Genomic DNA, 17,676 nt, shown 5'->3' on the forward strand with positions numbered 1-17,676 from the left:
TCCTGAGGCAAAAGTCCTCAGACCTCCTGCCGCTTCCGTCTTAAGTCTTCTTACTGGGGCACAAGATCTTTTCGTAGACTTCGGCATATCGAATTGCGGATGCGTCCCAGGAAAAATCCTGTTTCATCCCATTGGCCTGCAGCGTACGCCACAGTTTCTTGTCTTTATAGTAGGCGTGAAGCGCGCGCTCGAGCGCCTTCCAAAATGCTTTCGCATCATATTTCTCGAATGTAAACCCGGTTGCCGGAAGACGCTTCGTTCCATCTTCGACGTCGATGACCGTATCGGCCAATCCACCCGTCTTGCGGACGACAGGGATCGTGCCATAGTGCATCGAGTACATCTGATTCAGCCCGCACGGTTCATAGGCACTCGGCATTAAATAAATATCGCTACCCGCTTCGATCTTGTGTGCAAAATTATCATGGAATCCGAAATGTACGCCAATCTGGTCCGGGTGTTTCTTCTGGAGCTTGCGGAATAGGTCCTCGTAGCGTTTCTCGCCCTCACCGAGCAATACAAACTGGGCGCCGCTCTTGATAAGTGGTTCCATGCACTCCGCTACGAGATCGAACCCCTTCTGGTCTGATAGCCGCGCGATCATGCCGAGAACAGGCTGGTCCTCTTTGTAAGGAATTCCCATCGCAAAGCAAAGGTCTTTCTTACACTCTTCTTTGCCTGAGAGATCATCGACGGAAAATGGCCGCACAATGTTCACATCCTTGAGCGGGTCCCAAACCAAAAGATCGATCCCATTCAGAATCCCATATAGATCCTTTTTGCGCTTGGCGAGGATTCCTTCCATGCCGCAGCCGAACTCCGGCGTGCGAATTTCTTCAGAATATGTTTCACTCACGGTCGCAATCGCGTCCGCGTACGCGATACCCGCCTTGAGGTATGAGACCCTGCCAAAGAACTCGAGTCCCTGAGGCGAGAATGCCTCAGGTGGTAGAGCAAGTTTTGGGAATGTCGTTTCCGGGAAGTTACCCTGATATGCCAGATTGTGAATGGTGAAGACTGTTTTCGTACCCTCGAAGAACGGGTCGTCTTTGTAAATCAGCTTCATCAATGCCGGGACGAGCCCACTTTGCCAATCATTGCAATGGATGATATCCGGCTTCCACATGAGCCGCTTGCACAATTCGATCGCCGAAAGAGCATACATCAGAAATCGCTCATCGTTATCGGGATAATCCTTTCCGGTCTCAGGATCGAGATAGATGCCCATCCGCTGAAAGTACTCTTCGCTTTCGAGCATGTACATCTGAATGCGCGTCTTCTGCGTAAGAATCGCGCTCGACTTGATATTTGCGACGCAGTACTTGTCGCCGATCTTAAAATCGACGCCTTGCAGGCGGTTGATCAGATGAATCTTCTGCTTCTTCTCGCCAATAAATCCATACTTCGGCATGAGGACGCGAACATCGTGGCCAAGCATGCGGAGCTCCTGCGGTAACGCGGAGCTAACATCGGCCAGACCGCCAGTCTTCGCATAGGGAAAGACTTCAGTCGAGAGAAACAGCACGCTGCGCGGAGGGAATTTCGCCGGCGGTAGCGTCATCTGAGCGGCGCCACGGGGTTGACTCATAACTTCTCGTGTACGGCCTAAAAAATTGTCGTATATTAGACTGATTGAATATGACATGTCATCCGCCTAAGCGGACGAAACGTCCTACAAAAATACGGAATTTCTGTCCTCACTCCGTGAGATCGATGAAATAGTGCAACTTGGGCCCACCAAAGACAGCGCCGGGAACAGCCTTGCTTTGATACGGAGTTAAGGGGCCGCACACCTGGAAGGCTGGCACAATGGTACTGCAGCAGTCTTGAAAACTGCCGCCCGCAAGGGCTTCCGAGTTCGAATCCCGGGCCTTCCGCAAGAATTCGCCGCAAGTCCTTATATGCCAATGACTTATTACCTTTCCAAAAGTGTTGATTCATTTTGGTTAGCATCACTGTAGCAACAAATTTGTGAGCTTTGGGGAGAATCGAGGGTGAATTAGTCGAATAGAGTCCTCAGCGAAGACTCTTCCCGGAATCGTCCAATTGCATGATCGAAGGCCAACACGAGAGGCAATCTTGCAAATAGGAGAATTCTCAGAGAGTAAGCTATTCCTTCACAACCTTGACCGTCTGCACCTCGCCAGTGCCGAGGAAGACGCGGACGAAATAGACGCCCATTGGGAGGCCGCCAACATCGATGATTGCCATGCTCGCCTCCCGTCGTTCGTTGGCAGCAGCCACACGGCCGAGAACATCAAGCACCTCCACCCGCGACGCGCTCTCCGACGACGACACGGTAAGAGTGCCGCAAGCAAGCGAAACAGAAAGATTCGTTGAAGGGGGTCCGGGGCTCTCTTTCACACTCGACTCAGGATCGATCTTCTCCCACAGACCATCGAAAAAAGGACCGTAAGCACTACTGTCATATGCTCTCGAAGCGATCGTGACAGTTTTATTGCTATAGAATCGAGAAAGGCCATTCGCTGGCCAAGATGGGCCACCCTCACGATGCCAAGTGATACCTTCGTCTGTCGACTTGTACATTCCCGAATCCATCGTCTGAAGGTAGAGGTGTTTCAGTGTTCCTCGAATAATCGGCAAGACAACGGCTGAATCATTCGGGGCGGCAATGAGACTCCAGTTCATTCCAGAATCATCGCTCCGCCATACTCGAAAACCATCGTGCCCTTCGACTTCGAAATATGTTGACGTGCCCGGAATAGCCAGCGGCTGAAAGGCATAACCATTTGCATACCGGTTAAACGGCTGATGTCCCATTCGCCATGTCACGCCGCCGTCCGATGTCACAAACACATGGGAGAGACTATCGATCACGGTGGGAGTGCCCGATGTCGGAAGGTACACTATAGGATTGGTAACGACGATTCCATTCGCGGGAGAAGTAAATGCAAACGCGACGGCACACTTAATTGGCGTACGTTCCCAAGTATCGCCCTGATCGTTTGAAACCAGCATCACGGAATCGACGAGTCCAAGAAAGAGCCGGTTTGAGAAATCCGAATAATAAACAGCAAACGGATCTGGATCACCAGAAATGGGGGTATATAATGGCTTCCAGGAGTATCCCCCGTCCGTTGTTTGAAAACAAAGATAATGTGTGCCAATGGCTTGTGAGACGGCCCATCCTAAGAGGGTGTCCTTAAAAACAATGTCATAAGCAAAGTATGGTTCATTCTTGCTGCTCAAACGAAACCAGCTATTTCCACCGTCCGTGGTCTTCCAAAGATCATCAGCGCATGCGAAGCCAATCCGAGGTGGCCCCGGAAGATCCAAGAAATAAACACAATTAATTTGTTCTTCTCTCTGAGTGACACTGTCTTTGAAGCTTCCTATCCTTTTCCATTGCCCATCAGCGGGCTGTGCCCAAAAAGCACAGCCCACAATCGCAAGGCAAGCGAAGACTCGTGTCCTCATGTCAGTTTATCACGGAGTAGTTTAAGGTGAGCGCAAGTACCCCAGCGGAAACGTGAATAAAATATGTTCCGGGGGTTGCTGGAGCCGGTATTTGAACGCGGTCCCAGGAAGATCCGTCAGAAGTGGTCTGAACGGAATTTCCTACCTGATTGCCCATAACATCGAAAACACCAAAATGTTGCGTCCAGTACAAGCACGGATTCGGCATTGATCCTATGGATCCAACACCACGATCGGCGGACTTTATTAAAACGGACTCTCCTTCGCGCGGGATTAGATTAGAACTCTGGATCATCGAAGACAGGTAAGGAATTTCCCTGTCCAACTGTTTTTACCTTACGAGAGGCAATCTACAAATGGCATCCATTCTTTTCGTCGACGATGAACTTTCAACCCGCGACAACTATCGTACAATTCTCGAACACTATGGGCATCAGGTAACGCTCGCTTCTAACGTGCAGGAAGGCGTCAATCTGCTTTCCTCGAATGGAGTGTTTGACCTCGTTATTACCGATATGCGAATGGGTTCGGAAAGTGGGCTCGACATGCTCAGGCAAGCAAGGACGCTCGCGCCGGAAACCGAGGTCATCGTTCTAACGGGTCATGCTCAACTCGAGAACGCTGTCGAGGCGATGAAGCTTGGCGCGGCGGACTATCTCACGAAAGAGACGGACTACAAAGAAATCATGCTGGTCGTCGAGAAGGCGTTGGAAAAGCGCACGCTCAAGCAAGAGATCGAGCGATTGCGCAAACGGGTCGGCAACGAGTTCTCGTTTCGGAAGATTGTCGGCCAAAGCCCAGCGATCCTGCAGCTTCAGGATACATTACGCCGGGTCGCTCCAACGACATCGCGCGTTCTTATAACGGGCGAGTCAGGCACGGGTAAAGAGCTGATTGCGGAAACGATTCACACAAATAGTCCCCGCAAGGACGCGCCATTTATCGCCATCAACTGTGGCGCAATTCCACGGGACTTGTTAGAGAGCGAGTTATTCGGTTACGTTCGAGGTGCGTTCACTGGCGCCGATCGTGATAAGACAGGCCTCTTAGCATCGGCAGATCGTGGGACAGTATTTCTCGATGAGGTTGGTGAGATGTCGCTTGAGACGCAGGTCAAATTACTGCGGTTCCTCGAACAGGGAGAGATTGCACCCGTCGGAAGCACGAAGACCAGAATCGTGGATGTCCGCGTCATCGCAGCGACGAACCGGGACCTCGCGGAGGCGGTCCGCACTCATTCCTTTCGCGAGGACCTGTATTATCGCCTCAAGGTCATTTCGGTTCACCTGCCGCCACTTCGCGAACGGAAACAGGACATCCCGTTGCTTGCTGAAGCTCTCCTACGGGAGCTTGCAATGAAAGCCGGACGCAAAGTCTATCGCATCTCGGCAGATGCCATGCGCGGACTGGCGGACTATGACTGGCCCGGCAACGTACGTGAGCTCAAGAATGTCATCGAGCGCGCTCTCATTTTTGCAGATGGCGATCAGATCGAACTCGAACACCTCCCAGAAGAACTATTTCTGCATCCGGCGATCGCATCTGGCCAGCTTGAGAACGGTGTTGTCCCGCTTGATGAGGTAGAGAAGAAGTATATCCTGGACCTGCTCGAACGAAACGGGGGCAACAAACTCCAAACCGCGAAGCAACTCAATATCGCCACCACGACGCTGTACCGCAAACTCAGGATGTACGGGATCGAGTAGCAGAATGCTACGGGTCACCGTAGCGAAACGCTATACGCATGCTCGTGGCGGATAGCGAAACAGTGCGAGTTTGTTCGATTATCTGTTCTGGCACCGGTTGTGTATTCTCTCTCTGCCATGAAAGCACTCGCCATTGCCATCGGGCTCGCCGCAGTATTCCCTAATCTTTGTCGCGCACAGCAGACAATCTTTAACGTCCCCAGTCAGGACGTGCTGGCACCTGGTTCGGTCTATGCTGAAGTCGATGGATCGTTCCGAACCAATGAACCAAGGTTCGTAGCAATAACGCCGCGTGTCGTCTTCGGTTACGGATACAATTTTGAAGGGGGTCTCAATCTTCCCGGTTACATCAACATAGGTGATAAGCTTTGGGCGGCGCACATTACGCTGAAACATGGTCAGGTGCTGGATACGACAGCTCCCTGGACTCTGACGGAAGGTGTCCATCTCTATTTACCGCTGACATCGGGTCGCACCGTGGCCTTTTTCGCGTACGCGATGACAGGATACAAGCTCGCCACGAAGCTACGTCTTGATGGCGGCGTCTATATCGCAACGGACGCATTCACTGGCATCGGCAATGTGGTCGGGGCGCTCGGCAGCATCGAGTATGCTCTGAATGATTGGCTCACGCTCGCGCTTGATGCCTACTCGGGACAGAATGCACTGGGATTTGTCACGCCAGGACTCTTCGTCGGTCCCTTCGGCAAATGGATCCTCTATCCGGCCTACCAAATCTCGAACGTCTCCCGCGATGGCGACAGCTTTCTCGTTGAGATAGGATATAGCTTCTAAATGTTCGCGGCAACTCTCAACGGAGCCTTCATTGGCAGCGTCGTACCCGCCGCAATATGGGTCGGACGGGCGAACGATGCCAGAATCCTGCAGCGCGCAAGCCAGATGCGCCAACAGGCGGCGTTCGCTCGATCTGCGCGGTGGGTCGGTGGAAGTAACGATCTGCTCTTAACTGGGCATCCCGCACATATCATCGGCGCATACCGTAGTTTTGGAGACAATCCAAGACGACCCATGGCCAACCGCATCCTGGAACGAGGTCTTCGCATCCGCATTTTGACGGGTTTCTCGCTCGTCATTTTTCTTACGCTTCTGATTGCGGGGTGGTCATATTACAGCATCACCTCGTTGGGCCGCGTGGCTGAGAACGTATTCATTGCGAACTACCGCAGCATCCAATACGCCCACAGGATGGAGCACGCCGTCGACGCCCTCCTCGACTCGCGTCCTGGCTCTGCCGCGATCCGAAGTACAGATGCCGCCTTCCATGAGGCGCTGGATTTGGAATTTCATAACATTACAGAGCGAGGCGAACTGGAAGCGGCGCGAACGATTGAAGCCTCTTATAAGGAATTCTATACTGCTTTGATCTCCGGTGGCACGTCCAATCTCACGGCCATGAGCAGCGAGGTCATGGCCGCCATCGAGCGAATGCTCCGTCTCAACGAGCGCGCGATGTTCGCCCGGTCGGACGCGATGATCGAGAAAGCGAATATCGCTCGGACCTCTACACTCGTCATCACTGGATTGCTCGTTAGTATTGCGATCCTGCTTGCCGTTGCCGTCTCAAGGAGAAGTCTCGCCGAGTTTCAGGAGTTGGACCGTGCCAAAAGCAATTTCGTGGCAACGGCGGCGCACGAACTGAAGAACCCGCTCAGTGCCATCAAGACAACGAGCGCACTATTGCGAGATGGGATTGCCGGGCCAATCAGCGAGAAGCAAGCCGAACTCGTCACCAGTATCCAAACCGAATCCAATCGGTTGTTGAGTCTTGTCGGTGAATTGCTCGACCTTGCGAAGCTTGAAACAGGAACACTGGAACTTCAGCGCTCTGTGGTCGATGCCGATACCCTGATCGAGAGCGCCATCATGCCGATTGCCATGCACGCAGATCGTGCGAACGTTGGCATCGACATCGTCGTGATGCCGGATGTACCTGAGCTATCAGTCGATCCGAACAAGATGGCATGGGCGATAACGAACTTGCTGTCGAACGCCATTCAGTACTCTCCGCGTGGCGCATCAGTCGAGATCCGAGCCAGTGCAATTGAGCGCGAAGTCTGGCTATCCGTGACCGATCATGGCAAAGGCATCCCGGAAAAAGATATCGAACGCATCTTCGAGAAGTTCGCACAGGTCGAGGCCGGCGCAATGGGCGCTGGCTCCGGCTCGGGACTTGGACTTGCTATCGCGCGAGAGATCGTCCAAGCCCACGGTGGTCGCATTTGGGCCACGAGCAGTCTTGGCCAGGGATCGACATTCACGATTGCGCTGCCACTCACAGTTTAATCACACAACACATGGAAGATCTCCTATACGTTGCCATCATCATCGCCTTCTTCGCGATTTCCATCGCGTTCCAGGCTTATTGCGACAGGATATAACATCATGAGCGGAATTATACTTCTCGGCCTCGTCATCGCGGTCATCGCGTACCTCATGTATGCGTTGCTCTATCCTGAAAAATTCTAACACACTGCCATGACTGCCAACGGCATCTTACAACTCGTAGCCTATCTCGTGGTGCTCATTCTCATCACGAAACCGATGGGGGTATTTCTTACGAAAGTCTTTCGCGGAGAGCGAACGATCCTGACGCCCTTCGTGGGCGGCCTGGAACGTCTGATCTACCGGCTCTGCGGCATTCATCCAGAGACCGAAATGAAATGGACAGCATATTCCGGCGCCATGCTGATATTTAGCGCCGTGACCGGGCTTGTACTCTATGGGATGCTGCGGTTTCAGCATGTGCTTCCGTGGAATCCGCAAGGTTTCGGCGCCGTCGCGCCCGATCTCAGTTTCGGAACCGCGATGAGCTTCACCACCAATACCAACTGGCAGGCATACAGCGGCGAAACGACAATGAGTTACTTCACGCAGATGGCTGGCCTTGCCTTCCACAATTTCGCTTCGGCTGCGGTCGGCATCGCAATCGCTTTGGCTGTCGTGCGAGGTCTGGTTCGTTCGTCAGTACAAACAATCGGCAACTTCTGGGTCGATCTCGTTCGCTGCACGCTTTATGTGTTACTGCCGATGTCGATTGTCGCTACCATCATCTTCATCGCAACCGGGATGATCCAGAACCTCTCGCCATACGTAGTGGCCACAACGCTCGAAGGCGCCAAACAAACCATTGCGATGGGACCAGTCGCATCCCAAGAGGCAATCAAGATTCTTGGCACGAACGGTGGCGGGTTTTTCAATGCAAATTCCGCGCACCCATTTGAAAATCCTTCGGCGCTGACCAACTTCATTCAAGTTATCCTCATCTTTTCCATTGGCTCCGGTCTGACCTATATGTTCGGTCGCATGGCAAAAGACCAAAAGCAAGGCTGGGCAATTTGGGGTGCAATGACGTTCCTCTTTCTGGCTGGGCTGATGACATGCTACACCGCAGAACAATCTGGAAACCCGATCACGGAAAAGCTCGGCATCCAGCGCACAGCAACCGACACACAGCCTGGCGGCAACATGGAAGGGAAAGAAGTCCGCTTTGGGATTGCGCAGAGCACCCTCTTCGCAACTGTAACGACCGATGCATCCTGCGGTGCGGTGAACTCGATGCACGAGAGTTACACGCCGATCGGCGGGATGGTCACGCTCTTCAATATCTTGCTTGGCGAAGTGATCTTTGGTGGTGTCGGAGCAGGGCTGTATGGGATGATGATCTTCGTGATTCTTTCGGTCTTCATCGCAGGCCTCATGGTTGGACGAACGCCTGAGTATCTCGGCAAGAAAATCGAATCCAAAGAGGTGAAGCTCTCGATGCTCGCGCTTCTCTCGATGGCATTCTGTATCCTCGGTTTTACGGCATGGGCGGTAGTCAATCCGGCGGCGCTCAAGAGCCTTGCCAACGCTGGGCCTCATGGACTCACCGAAATCCTTTACGCTTTCGCTTCGGCGACAGGGAACAACGGGTCGGCCTTTGCGGGACTAAGTGCCAACACACAGTTCTATAATCTCACGCAAGGGCTATCCGAACTGGTCGGTCGCTTCTTCGTGATTGTGCCGATGCTTGCTGTTGCCGGAAGCATGGCGCGCAAGACGGCGGTCGCACCTTCATCAGGCACATTCCTGACCAATACCCCACTTTTTAGCACCTTGCTTGTGATGGTCATTATTATCGTCGCTGGACTTACCTTCTTTCCCGCGCTATCGCTCGGTCCTATTCTGGAGCACCTGCTTATGGGTGCCGGCAAATTATTCTAATCGTCACCGGACATGGCAAAACACGAAATCCATCAACAGAAGAAGCTCTTCGACGCGCCGATTGTCAAACGCGCCAGCTTCGATGCGCTGAAGAAACTCGACCCGCGCATTCTATACAAGAATCCGGTGATGTTCGTCGTCGAGATCGGCGCGGTGCTCACGACCTACTATTGGGTTCTCGACTTGGATAGGGCCGTGCATGGCGATGCCTTGTTCTCAGGTCTGATTTCGGCGTGGCTGTGGTTCACGGTGCTCTTTGCAACGTTTGCCGAAGCCATGGCCGAAGGGCGCGGCAAGGCTCAAGCTGACGCACTTCGCAAGACGAAGACCGAAACCGTTGCAAAGCAAATAGGCAAGGATGGCAATACCGCACAAGTCAGCGCCACCATGCTCCGTAAAGGCGATGTGGTGCTGGTCGAGGCCGGTGATGTCATTCCCGGCGATGGTGATGCGATCGAAGGCATCGCCTCGATTGACGAGTCCGCGATCACCGGCGAGTCCGCACCGGTCATTCGTGAAAGCGGCGGCGACCGGTGCGCAGTCACTGGCGGCACGCGCGTCATTTCGGATTGGCTCAAAGTCAAAATCACCTCGAATCCGGGCGAGACGTTCATCGACCGGATGATTTCGCTCGTCGAAGGTGCTTCACGCCAGAAGACACCGAACGAAATTGCGCTCACGATCCTGCTCGCGGGCATGACGATCATATTCTTGATCGCCGTCGTCGCACTGAGTTTTTTGGGGCAGTACTTATCGACCACGATCTCCGTCGTCGTTTTGATCTCGCTTCTCGTGTGTCTGATCCCTACGACCATCGGCGGCTTGCTGTCAGCGATTGGTATTGCGGGTATCGACCGAGTGTTGCAACGCAATGTGCTTGCCATGTCGGGTCGCGCGGTCGAAGCCGCCGGCGATGTGAATACACTTCTTCTGGATAAAACGGGGACGATCACCATTGGCAACCGGATGGCAACGGAGTTTCTGCCCGCACCTGGCATTACGCTCGAATATCTCTCACAAACGATCCACTTATCCAGTCTTGCGGATGAGACTCCCGAGGGCCGCAGCATTGTCGCGCTCGCACAACAGACTGTCAAGGAGTTACCAGAGGACTTGTTCAAGGCCGATAAGACTTTCATTCCGTTTTCCGCACATACGCGCATGAGTGGCGTGGATATTGGCGGTCGTGCGATTCGCAAAGGCGCAGTTGATGCGATCTCAAAACTTGCTGGCCTGAATGGAATGCCAGCCGAACTGACCGTGCAGGTCCAGCGAATTGCCACTTCAGGCGGAACGCCCCTCGCCGTGGCGGAGGATGGAAATATCCTTGGTGTGATCCATCTTAAGGACATTGTGAAGCAAGGGATGCGCGAGCGGTTCGATCAGTTGCGCACCATGGGAATCAAGACGGTGATGATTACCGGCGATAATCCACTGACCGCCAAAGCGATTGCGATGGAGGCCGGCGTAGATGATTTCCTCGCCGAGGCCACGCCCGAGACCAAGATGGCCCTTATTCGCAAAGAGCAAGCGAGTGGCAAGCTTGTTGCCATGACTGGCGATGGCACAAACGATGCACCGGCGCTGGCGCAAGCCGATGTCGGCGTCGCAATGAACACCGGCACCATGGCCGCAAAAGAAGCGGCTAATATGGTCGATCTCGATAGCAACCCGACCAAACTCATTGAGGTCGTCGAGATCGGCAAACAACTGCTCATGACTCGTGGAGCCCTGACCACGTTCAGTATTGCTAACGATGTCGCGAAATACTTCGCGATCATTCCAGCGATGTTCATGGCGGCGTTCCCCGAACTGCGCGCGCTGAACGTCATGGGATTGCACTCTCCAGAAAGTGCGATACTGTCAGCGGTCATATTCAATGCGCTTATCATCATAGCTCTTGTGCCACTTGCGCTCAAAGGCATTAAATACCGTCCGCTTGGCGCGGCAGCGGTGCTCCGGCGCAACATTCTGGTCTATGGCGTAGGTGGTGTTATCATCCCATTCGTCGGCATCAAGGCGATCGACCTCATTGTATCGGCATTCGGAATTTGAAGGTTACGACTATGATAAAGACAATCATCACATCTACCATCATGACTGTCATCCTGACGGTGCTCGTTGGCATCGTCTATCCGCTGGCGATGACGGGAATCGCTCAACTCGTGTTTCCGAAGCAGGCGAATGGCAGTCTCATCGAACGCGATGGCAAAGTGATTGGCTCGGAATTGATCGGGCAGCAGTTCGCAGACGCGAAGTTCTTCCGATCCCGACCGTCGGCTGCCGGCACTGGCTATGATGCGGCAAACTCTGGCGCGACCAATCTCGGGCCGACCAGCAAGGCACTCATGGATCGCCTGACTCACGATCGCGATTCGCTTCGCAAACTCTATCCTGAGCTTGCTGGTGCGTTACCCGCCGACATGATTACCAGTTCGGCTTCGGGGCTCGATCCGGACATTACCATTGCGAATGCCATGCTGCAGGCGAAGATCGTGGCGCGAACGAATAATCTTCAAATGGATGCCGTTGAAGCACTTGTGAGGTCGCACATTCAGGGCCGCGATCTGGGATTTTTAGGCGAGCCACGAGTCAACGTACTTGCACTCAATCTCGATCTGCTGAAGCATCGCAAGCAACCGTAACGTGACCGAATCTCTATCAGTCGAAGATCTCCTGCACGAGATCAAATATGCGAAGGAAAGTCCGCTCCGAATCTATCTCGGCGCGGCACCGGGCGTTGGAAAAACGTATCGGATGCTCCAGGACGGGAATGCGCTGAAGCGCCGCGGCGTCGATGTGGTCGTCGGTTATGTCGAGCCGCATGAGCGCCCTGACACGCTCAGCCAGGTCGGTGAGCTCGAAGTCATTCCTCCGAAAACTTACGAGTATAAGGGTGTGTCGCTCCGGGAAATGGATACTGATGCAGTCATCGCCAGGAAGCCCGAAGTCGTCCTCGTTGACGAACTTGCACACACCAATGCTCCAGGTACGAAGCACGTAAAGCGATACGAGGACATCGAGGATATTCTCGCAGCAGGAATTGCGGTCTTCAGCACCTGCAATATCCAGCATTTGGAGAGTGTCCACGATATGGTGGAACGGATGACCGGCGTGGAAGTAAAGGAACGCGTGCCCGACACATTCTTTAGTCTTGCGCGCGAAATGATTATCGTCGATGTAACCCCCGACGAACTCCGCGAACGTCTCGAACAAGGCAAGATTTATCCAAAAGAGCGCATCGAGCGGTCGCTCAAGAATTTTTTCACTCGCAGCAATATTAGCATGTTGCGAGAGTTGGCATTACGGGAACTCGCCAACGATGTTGAGCAAAAGGATAAAGAAGCGCGGCACGAAACGAATACGCCGGGCACTGCGGCGAGCGGCGAAAAGGTCCTTGTGGCAATACCGGCGACATCAGCCGCTCAAAAGCTTGTTCGCTATGGCTCCCGCATGGCCGGTCGTATGAACGCGAAATGGATTGCCGCCTTCGTCGAAGCGGAGGATACGAAACCCACGGAGCAAGAGGCCAACACATTGCGAGAAGCCTTCGCGCTGGCTCGCTCGCTTGGCGCGACGGTCGTTCAATTGCGGGGTCGCTCAACCGCCGAAACGCTTATCCATTTTGCCAAGGAAGAAGGAATAACACAATTCGTGATCGGCGCGACACAACGCGCTTGGTGGAAGCGACTCATTTCGCGCTCAGTGGTCGGCGATTTGCTGAAGCAGGTGGGCGAGGTCGGTGTCTCTATCGTGCCGATGAGGAAAGAGGACTCAGATGGCGACTTACTTCCCGCACCGCCATCGGTGCTACCACCGCACGACGAACGACTTCGACTGTCGGACTTCCTCCGGCCTCAATTTATTGTTGCCAATCTTCGAAATGTCGAAACGGTGGAACAAGCAATCTCAGTGCTTATCGATCAACTGATCCAGCAGGCGCCCGGCCTCTCGCAGTATCGGACGGAGATTCTGGATATGATTATGCGGCGCGAACGGCTGATGAGCACATTCCTCGATACCGGTATTGCCATTCCTCACTCGGCGGGTTACGAAGCGATCACGGACATTCATGCCATGATGGCGCTTACTCCGCAAGGCGTCATGTCGTTGGGGCGCGACGAGAAAGCCTACATCGTCCTCCTCTTTCTTTCACCTGCGGTCGGCCGTGCAAATCACCTCAAATTTCTCGCTGCCATCGCGCGAGTCTTCATCGACAAGACTACTACGCGTGAAATCGCGAACCTGGATTCAGGTCTGGCGGCGTATGAGTTCATCGCAAAACTGGAGTCTCTAGGACGAGCTGGCGGCAACTATCACCCACCTTCGCAGGAGCAAGAACGGAAGAACGGATCGGCTGATCATTGAAGCCAAGCTCTCAAGCTGCCAGAAACGACGGATCTTAAGATTATTAAACTCTATGTCCCAGTACAGTCGGCCCAGAGGCCCATTGCCGACGCTCAGGGCACTTGTTTCTGGGGTGTGTGGATCAGATCGTGGCTCCTTAACCGATCCCCGCGATCCAAGCATTTCCAAGCAGGTCACTTATTTATCCCGTACCATTGTACTGAGAGGGTGTAACCTTTTGCCTTCTCGCGGGTCTTCTTATGAGTATGAAGCAACGTGCCCTGAGACGGTCGGTGGGTTTGATAGTCCTGATAGCACTCCTTTTTGTAGGAGGGGAAGCTCATTCTCAAAACACGCCATTCAGTAGCCCCGCGCTCGATTCGAATTGCTATTTCCCGCAGTTCGGTGTGCCGGGCGAGATCGATACGATTTATGGCGCGGTGTACGGTCAGGGGCTGGGAGGCAATCTGATCAAAAACCTGGGGCCAAGTCCAGACGGCAGCCCGGGTAACATCATTGTCGGCGATCTGGACCGAGTCAATCACGACAGCATCTCCGGCACCTACTACCAGGCAATGACGGGGTCTGGATTCAATCTGCACAACCTCAGCGGCAAGCGGATGATTCTCACGGACCAGCAAATCGGGAGCAAACCCATCTTTGCCCACCTCCGGACAGGCAAGACGCTCGATCTCTTCACAGGCGCCCAGATATTTTGGGCTAATGATGCGGGAAATTACGATTCCGCGCGGGTCACAACCTTGGGGACGTACGTTCAAGGAATAGCCAATGAGGAGCGTCCAATCATTCCAGCATACATTGCCCACCTCACAAGCGACACGATCGATGATATTCTCCTGATAGGTTACATTCCATTTGCGGATGCCTCGAAAGACACCGTCTTCTGCCTCCTTTTCAAAGGTGGCGCCGCTCTTGCCGCCAAGGACACTGCGTGTGAGGATACGACGGCGGTCGTGGGCCCTTTGCAGATGGGGCACGATGGCGGTGCACTGCAAGCAGATTACAGAGGCACTGGCCGAGATGATCTGATGGTCGGGGACTATTATAACGACAGCAGCGGGGCAATTCGATGGACTTACTGCTATTTCCGAAACGATCCGCCGTTCGCTCTTGAGCGATTCGCCAAGGCTATTGTGCGAGATACTCTGATGGTCTCCTGGGAGTTGCCAAACGGGGTAGAGGCAGGACCTGCCTTCTCCATGCGCTTGCTGCCAAAGACGGCAGGCGATTCTTCCCTGGACCTACTGATGGATGTTGGAACACACTCGAACATATACAGTGATGATTCGATTGTGGTCCTTCGTGGCGGACCTGACTTTGGCTCGCGTCGCATCACGATCGACAGCGCAGCATTCGAGATCCGTAATCCGAAGTATCTTGATGCGAGGTTCTATTTCAACTACTATTGGCCCTCCTTCCACCAATTTATGTTCATGGATGCGGGCGACATGACGGGGACGGGGAATCACGTGCTCTATCTCAATGCGGACAACGATGCACACGTCACGTTCGATCACTTCTACATTACTGGTAAAGCGCTGGATGAGAAAACGGATATGTTCGTTGCTGGCGGCGGAGGTCTCGACGCCGATACGCTGACGGCTGACGCCGATAAGTACGGTGACATTGTCTTTTCAGATCCGAGCTACACGAGCGACTCCGACCTCGTGAATTACGGGAAGCAAGGGGCCGGAACGCTCCGGCTCTATCATGGCTCAAAGGACATCCCCGTTCATCTCAATCCGCGCTGGGCAGGGGTCAAACAAGCTACGTCTATCGCTTCCGCAACGCTCAGCCTCTCGCCGAATCCCGCGCAAACGAGCACGGTCGCGGATATGGTCTGGCCGGTATCCGAGGCAGTCACGCTCACGATCCGGAATATCTTAGGCGCAGCCGTACTCACGAAAGCCTTCCGGCTTGAAGCTGGAGAATCAGAATTGCACTTGTCGCTCGGGATCCTGGCTCCCGGAGTGTACTACGTTAGCATCGAAGGGTCAGCCGGTGAGGCGCGAGCAAGATTCGCGATCGTCCGGTAGGCGCTTCATTTCGTTTCACGTTCAACCGTCACTGTTATGAAACACATTCTCACTGCATTGCTCGTTGCATTGCTGGCCGGATCCGGCGTGCTGGTGCTCACCGCAAACGCGCAGGACTCGCGCCCATCGCCGCCCGTCCCCTATACCGTCTTCCCGCTCGGGGGGCTGTCGTTCGGCCTGACGCACGATTCCGTCAAATGGAATAAGTACCTTCCGGGACTTGGGCTCAATACGGTCTCGAACGATGGCGTGAACGGTGACAATGGCAGCACGGGCCGCCAGGACGTGTTGGGCGGAGGGCTCACGAAAGGCCTCGACGGATGGCCCGCGTTCAGCGACTTCGGTGCCAATGGGCAAGGCTATCTTTTTTACTACGGTCAAAGCGATCTCAACCTGGCCTCCAACGAGCGAGGCGCGGCTGCCTGGGACCTTGGAGCAAACTGGAGGCTGAAGAAGTGGCCTACGCCGCTTGATCCTCAGAGTCTCCCACCCGGGTACCCCTACCCAGAGTATTACATCGGCTCGAGTGACTGGGCCGAGCCCAGCCACACCTATTATCTGGAGGACTTCGATAACGCACCTGCTGACTACGTTCCGGGCACAGCGTATCACTATCAAAATCGGGTACGTTACAGTGGGACCGATAATGAGGGATATCCAATCTGGGAGTGCTTCTGGGACAACGGTGTGCCACAGGGCATTACGAATATTCCTCCGGGCAATACCGGCCCAAACTGGGGGACGAGATCTGACGGTTCGGTTGGGTTTCTCTATTGGACGCCCGTGCCCCTGCCTAACATGCCGAACTTCGACCAGTTCTTCTACATCCCGAACTACAGTGGGTCTCAGGCATATTCGAAGGGTCACATGGTGCACGATGTCATTGCGGGTTGCACGCCCCAATATTGGCAGTGCAAGGTTGACCAATCGCAAGGCACCGAGCCATCATGCCCGGACGGGGGAGCGAATTGGCAGCCAGCATCGCCGGACATTGCGCATCTTGTTCCGAATCCGACCATGTCTTTCTTTCTTGACTTCATCTACCGGCTCGATAACGATGCGGCACACAACTTTCCTTACAACTATGCAGGGCGCACCGACGCCGACGTCGCGTACAACCTGGAACTCGGCGTGGTCTGGGGCGATGGCACGGGCGATGCCACGAGCAGCTTCAGCTACTCGCATGACACGAATCACTCTCCTTTCAATTCGGTCACGTCCGGCACCGTTGATGTTCCGATCACCTGGGGCGACTTCAGTAACTTCCTCAGTTCGCCGAGTAATGTACCGAGCGAGAATCCGATGGTCCTGAACTTTCCCGCTCAGAAGTGGCAAATCGGCAATACTCAATCCTACGTCATCAAGCGGATCATGGTGCAGGCACCCTCCATCCAGAACACCGATGGCACGACAACATTTCGATGTCCGAACGCGATTACGCTGAATCTCAAGCAGGGAGGAACGCACGGCGGAGGCATCACAAATAGCCAGGGTATCTACGTCCGTGGCGTCCGGCTTCGCACGGATGAGTCCGATCACTTCTTCCGGCACTGGTATGACACCCACGCGCGCCCGGGCGGGGCCGTCAGTTTGGCACAGGCTTGCCAGAATATTCACGACTACCTCGGGGTCGCAGAATGGAAAAGCCTGCACACCATCAAAATTGCGAACGAGGGTGTACCCTTTCGCACGTTCGCGTATGTGAACGAGTTCTGACGCAAGTGGACGAAAGCTCATGGCGGGCAGAAAGACGGAACAATTATCGCGATCGGTGGAGGGGAAGCCTATCGCGCGATCTATGAAGACCAATCGGCGGGCATTCCGCCGCCGCCAAAGCAGGAAGAGGTAATCTACTTTGGTGCTGCACTGCGTTCAGCCGTAAACGGCGAACACTCTTATACGTT

At 54.2% G+C, this 17,676-nt stretch carries 11 protein-coding genes and 1 tRNA gene; 10 read left to right on the forward strand and 2 right to left on the reverse strand.

The window, feature by feature from the left end; all coding sequences use genetic code 11:
* Positions 1–40: 40 nt before the first annotated feature.
* Complete coding sequence (gene glgA, locus Q8902_09980) at positions 41–1,588, reverse strand: glycogen synthase GlgA (GenBank protein ID MDP4199884.1); 1,548 nt, start codon at positions 1,586–1,588, stop codon at positions 41–43.
* 207 nt (positions 1,589–1,795) lie between these two features.
* On the opposite strand from glgA, the gene Q8902_09985 reads away from it, so the two are divergent.
* Positions 1,796–1,877, forward strand: a tRNA-Ser gene (locus Q8902_09985).
* A gap of 232 nt (positions 1,878–2,109) precedes the next feature.
* Here Q8902_09985 and Q8902_09990 read toward each other — a convergent pair.
* A complete protein-coding gene (locus Q8902_09990; GenBank protein ID MDP4199885.1) occupies positions 2,110–3,438 on the reverse strand; it encodes a T9SS type A sorting domain-containing protein in 1,329 nt (442 codons plus the stop codon).
* A gap of 356 nt (positions 3,439–3,794) precedes the next feature.
* Between Q8902_09990 and Q8902_09995 the strand changes: the two genes are divergently transcribed.
* The 9 genes from Q8902_09995 to Q8902_10035 all read left to right on the forward strand — a co-directional run bounded on the left by Q8902_09995 (position 3,795) and on the right by Q8902_10035 (position 17,488).
* A complete protein-coding gene (locus Q8902_09995) occupies positions 3,795–5,144 on the forward strand; it encodes a sigma-54 dependent transcriptional regulator (protein MDP4199886.1) in 1,350 nt (449 codons plus the stop codon).
* A 117-nt stretch (positions 5,145–5,261) separates the two neighbouring features.
* Positions 5,262–5,939 (forward strand): hypothetical protein, encoded by a 678-nt coding sequence (locus Q8902_10000; protein ID MDP4199887.1) that lies wholly within the window; start codon positions 5,262–5,264, stop codon positions 5,937–5,939.
* Positions 5,940–7,448, forward strand: a complete 1,509-nt coding sequence (locus Q8902_10005; protein ID MDP4199888.1) for an ATP-binding protein — start codon at positions 5,940–5,942, stop codon at positions 7,446–7,448. It begins immediately after the preceding gene.
* A 192-nt stretch (positions 7,449–7,640) separates the two neighbouring features.
* Positions 7,641–9,368: a potassium-transporting ATPase subunit KdpA gene (gene kdpA, locus Q8902_10010; protein MDP4199889.1), complete on the forward strand. Its 1,728-nt coding sequence runs from the start codon at positions 7,641–7,643 to the stop codon at positions 9,366–9,368.
* A gap of 12 nt (positions 9,369–9,380) precedes the next feature.
* Positions 9,381–11,423: a potassium-transporting ATPase subunit KdpB gene (kdpB, locus tag Q8902_10015; GenBank protein ID MDP4199890.1), complete on the forward strand. Its 2,043-nt coding sequence runs from the start codon at positions 9,381–9,383 to the stop codon at positions 11,421–11,423.
* A gap of 11 nt (positions 11,424–11,434) precedes the next feature.
* On the forward strand, positions 11,435–12,013 hold the full coding sequence (gene kdpC / locus Q8902_10020; protein MDP4199891.1) for a potassium-transporting ATPase subunit KdpC: 579 nt from the start codon (positions 11,435–11,437) through the stop codon (positions 12,011–12,013).
* Between the two features lies 1 nt (position 12,014).
* Positions 12,015–13,736, forward strand: a complete 1,722-nt coding sequence (locus tag Q8902_10025; GenBank protein ID MDP4199892.1) for a PTS sugar transporter subunit IIA — start codon at positions 12,015–12,017, stop codon at positions 13,734–13,736.
* A gap of 245 nt (positions 13,737–13,981) precedes the next feature.
* Positions 13,982–15,772, forward strand: coding sequence for a T9SS type A sorting domain-containing protein (locus Q8902_10030; protein ID MDP4199893.1), 1,791 nt, complete (start codon positions 13,982–13,984; stop codon positions 15,770–15,772).
* Positions 15,773–15,808: 36 nt separating this feature from the next.
* Entirely contained in the window at positions 15,809–17,488 is a 1,680-nt protein-coding gene (locus Q8902_10035; protein MDP4199894.1) for a hypothetical protein, read from the forward strand.
* Positions 17,489–17,676 lie beyond the last annotated feature (188 nt).

The sequence above is a fragment of the Bacteroidota bacterium genome, assembly GCA_030706745.1.
Taxonomy (GTDB): domain Bacteria; phylum Bacteroidota; class Ignavibacteria; order Palsa-1295; family Palsa-1295; genus PALSA-1295.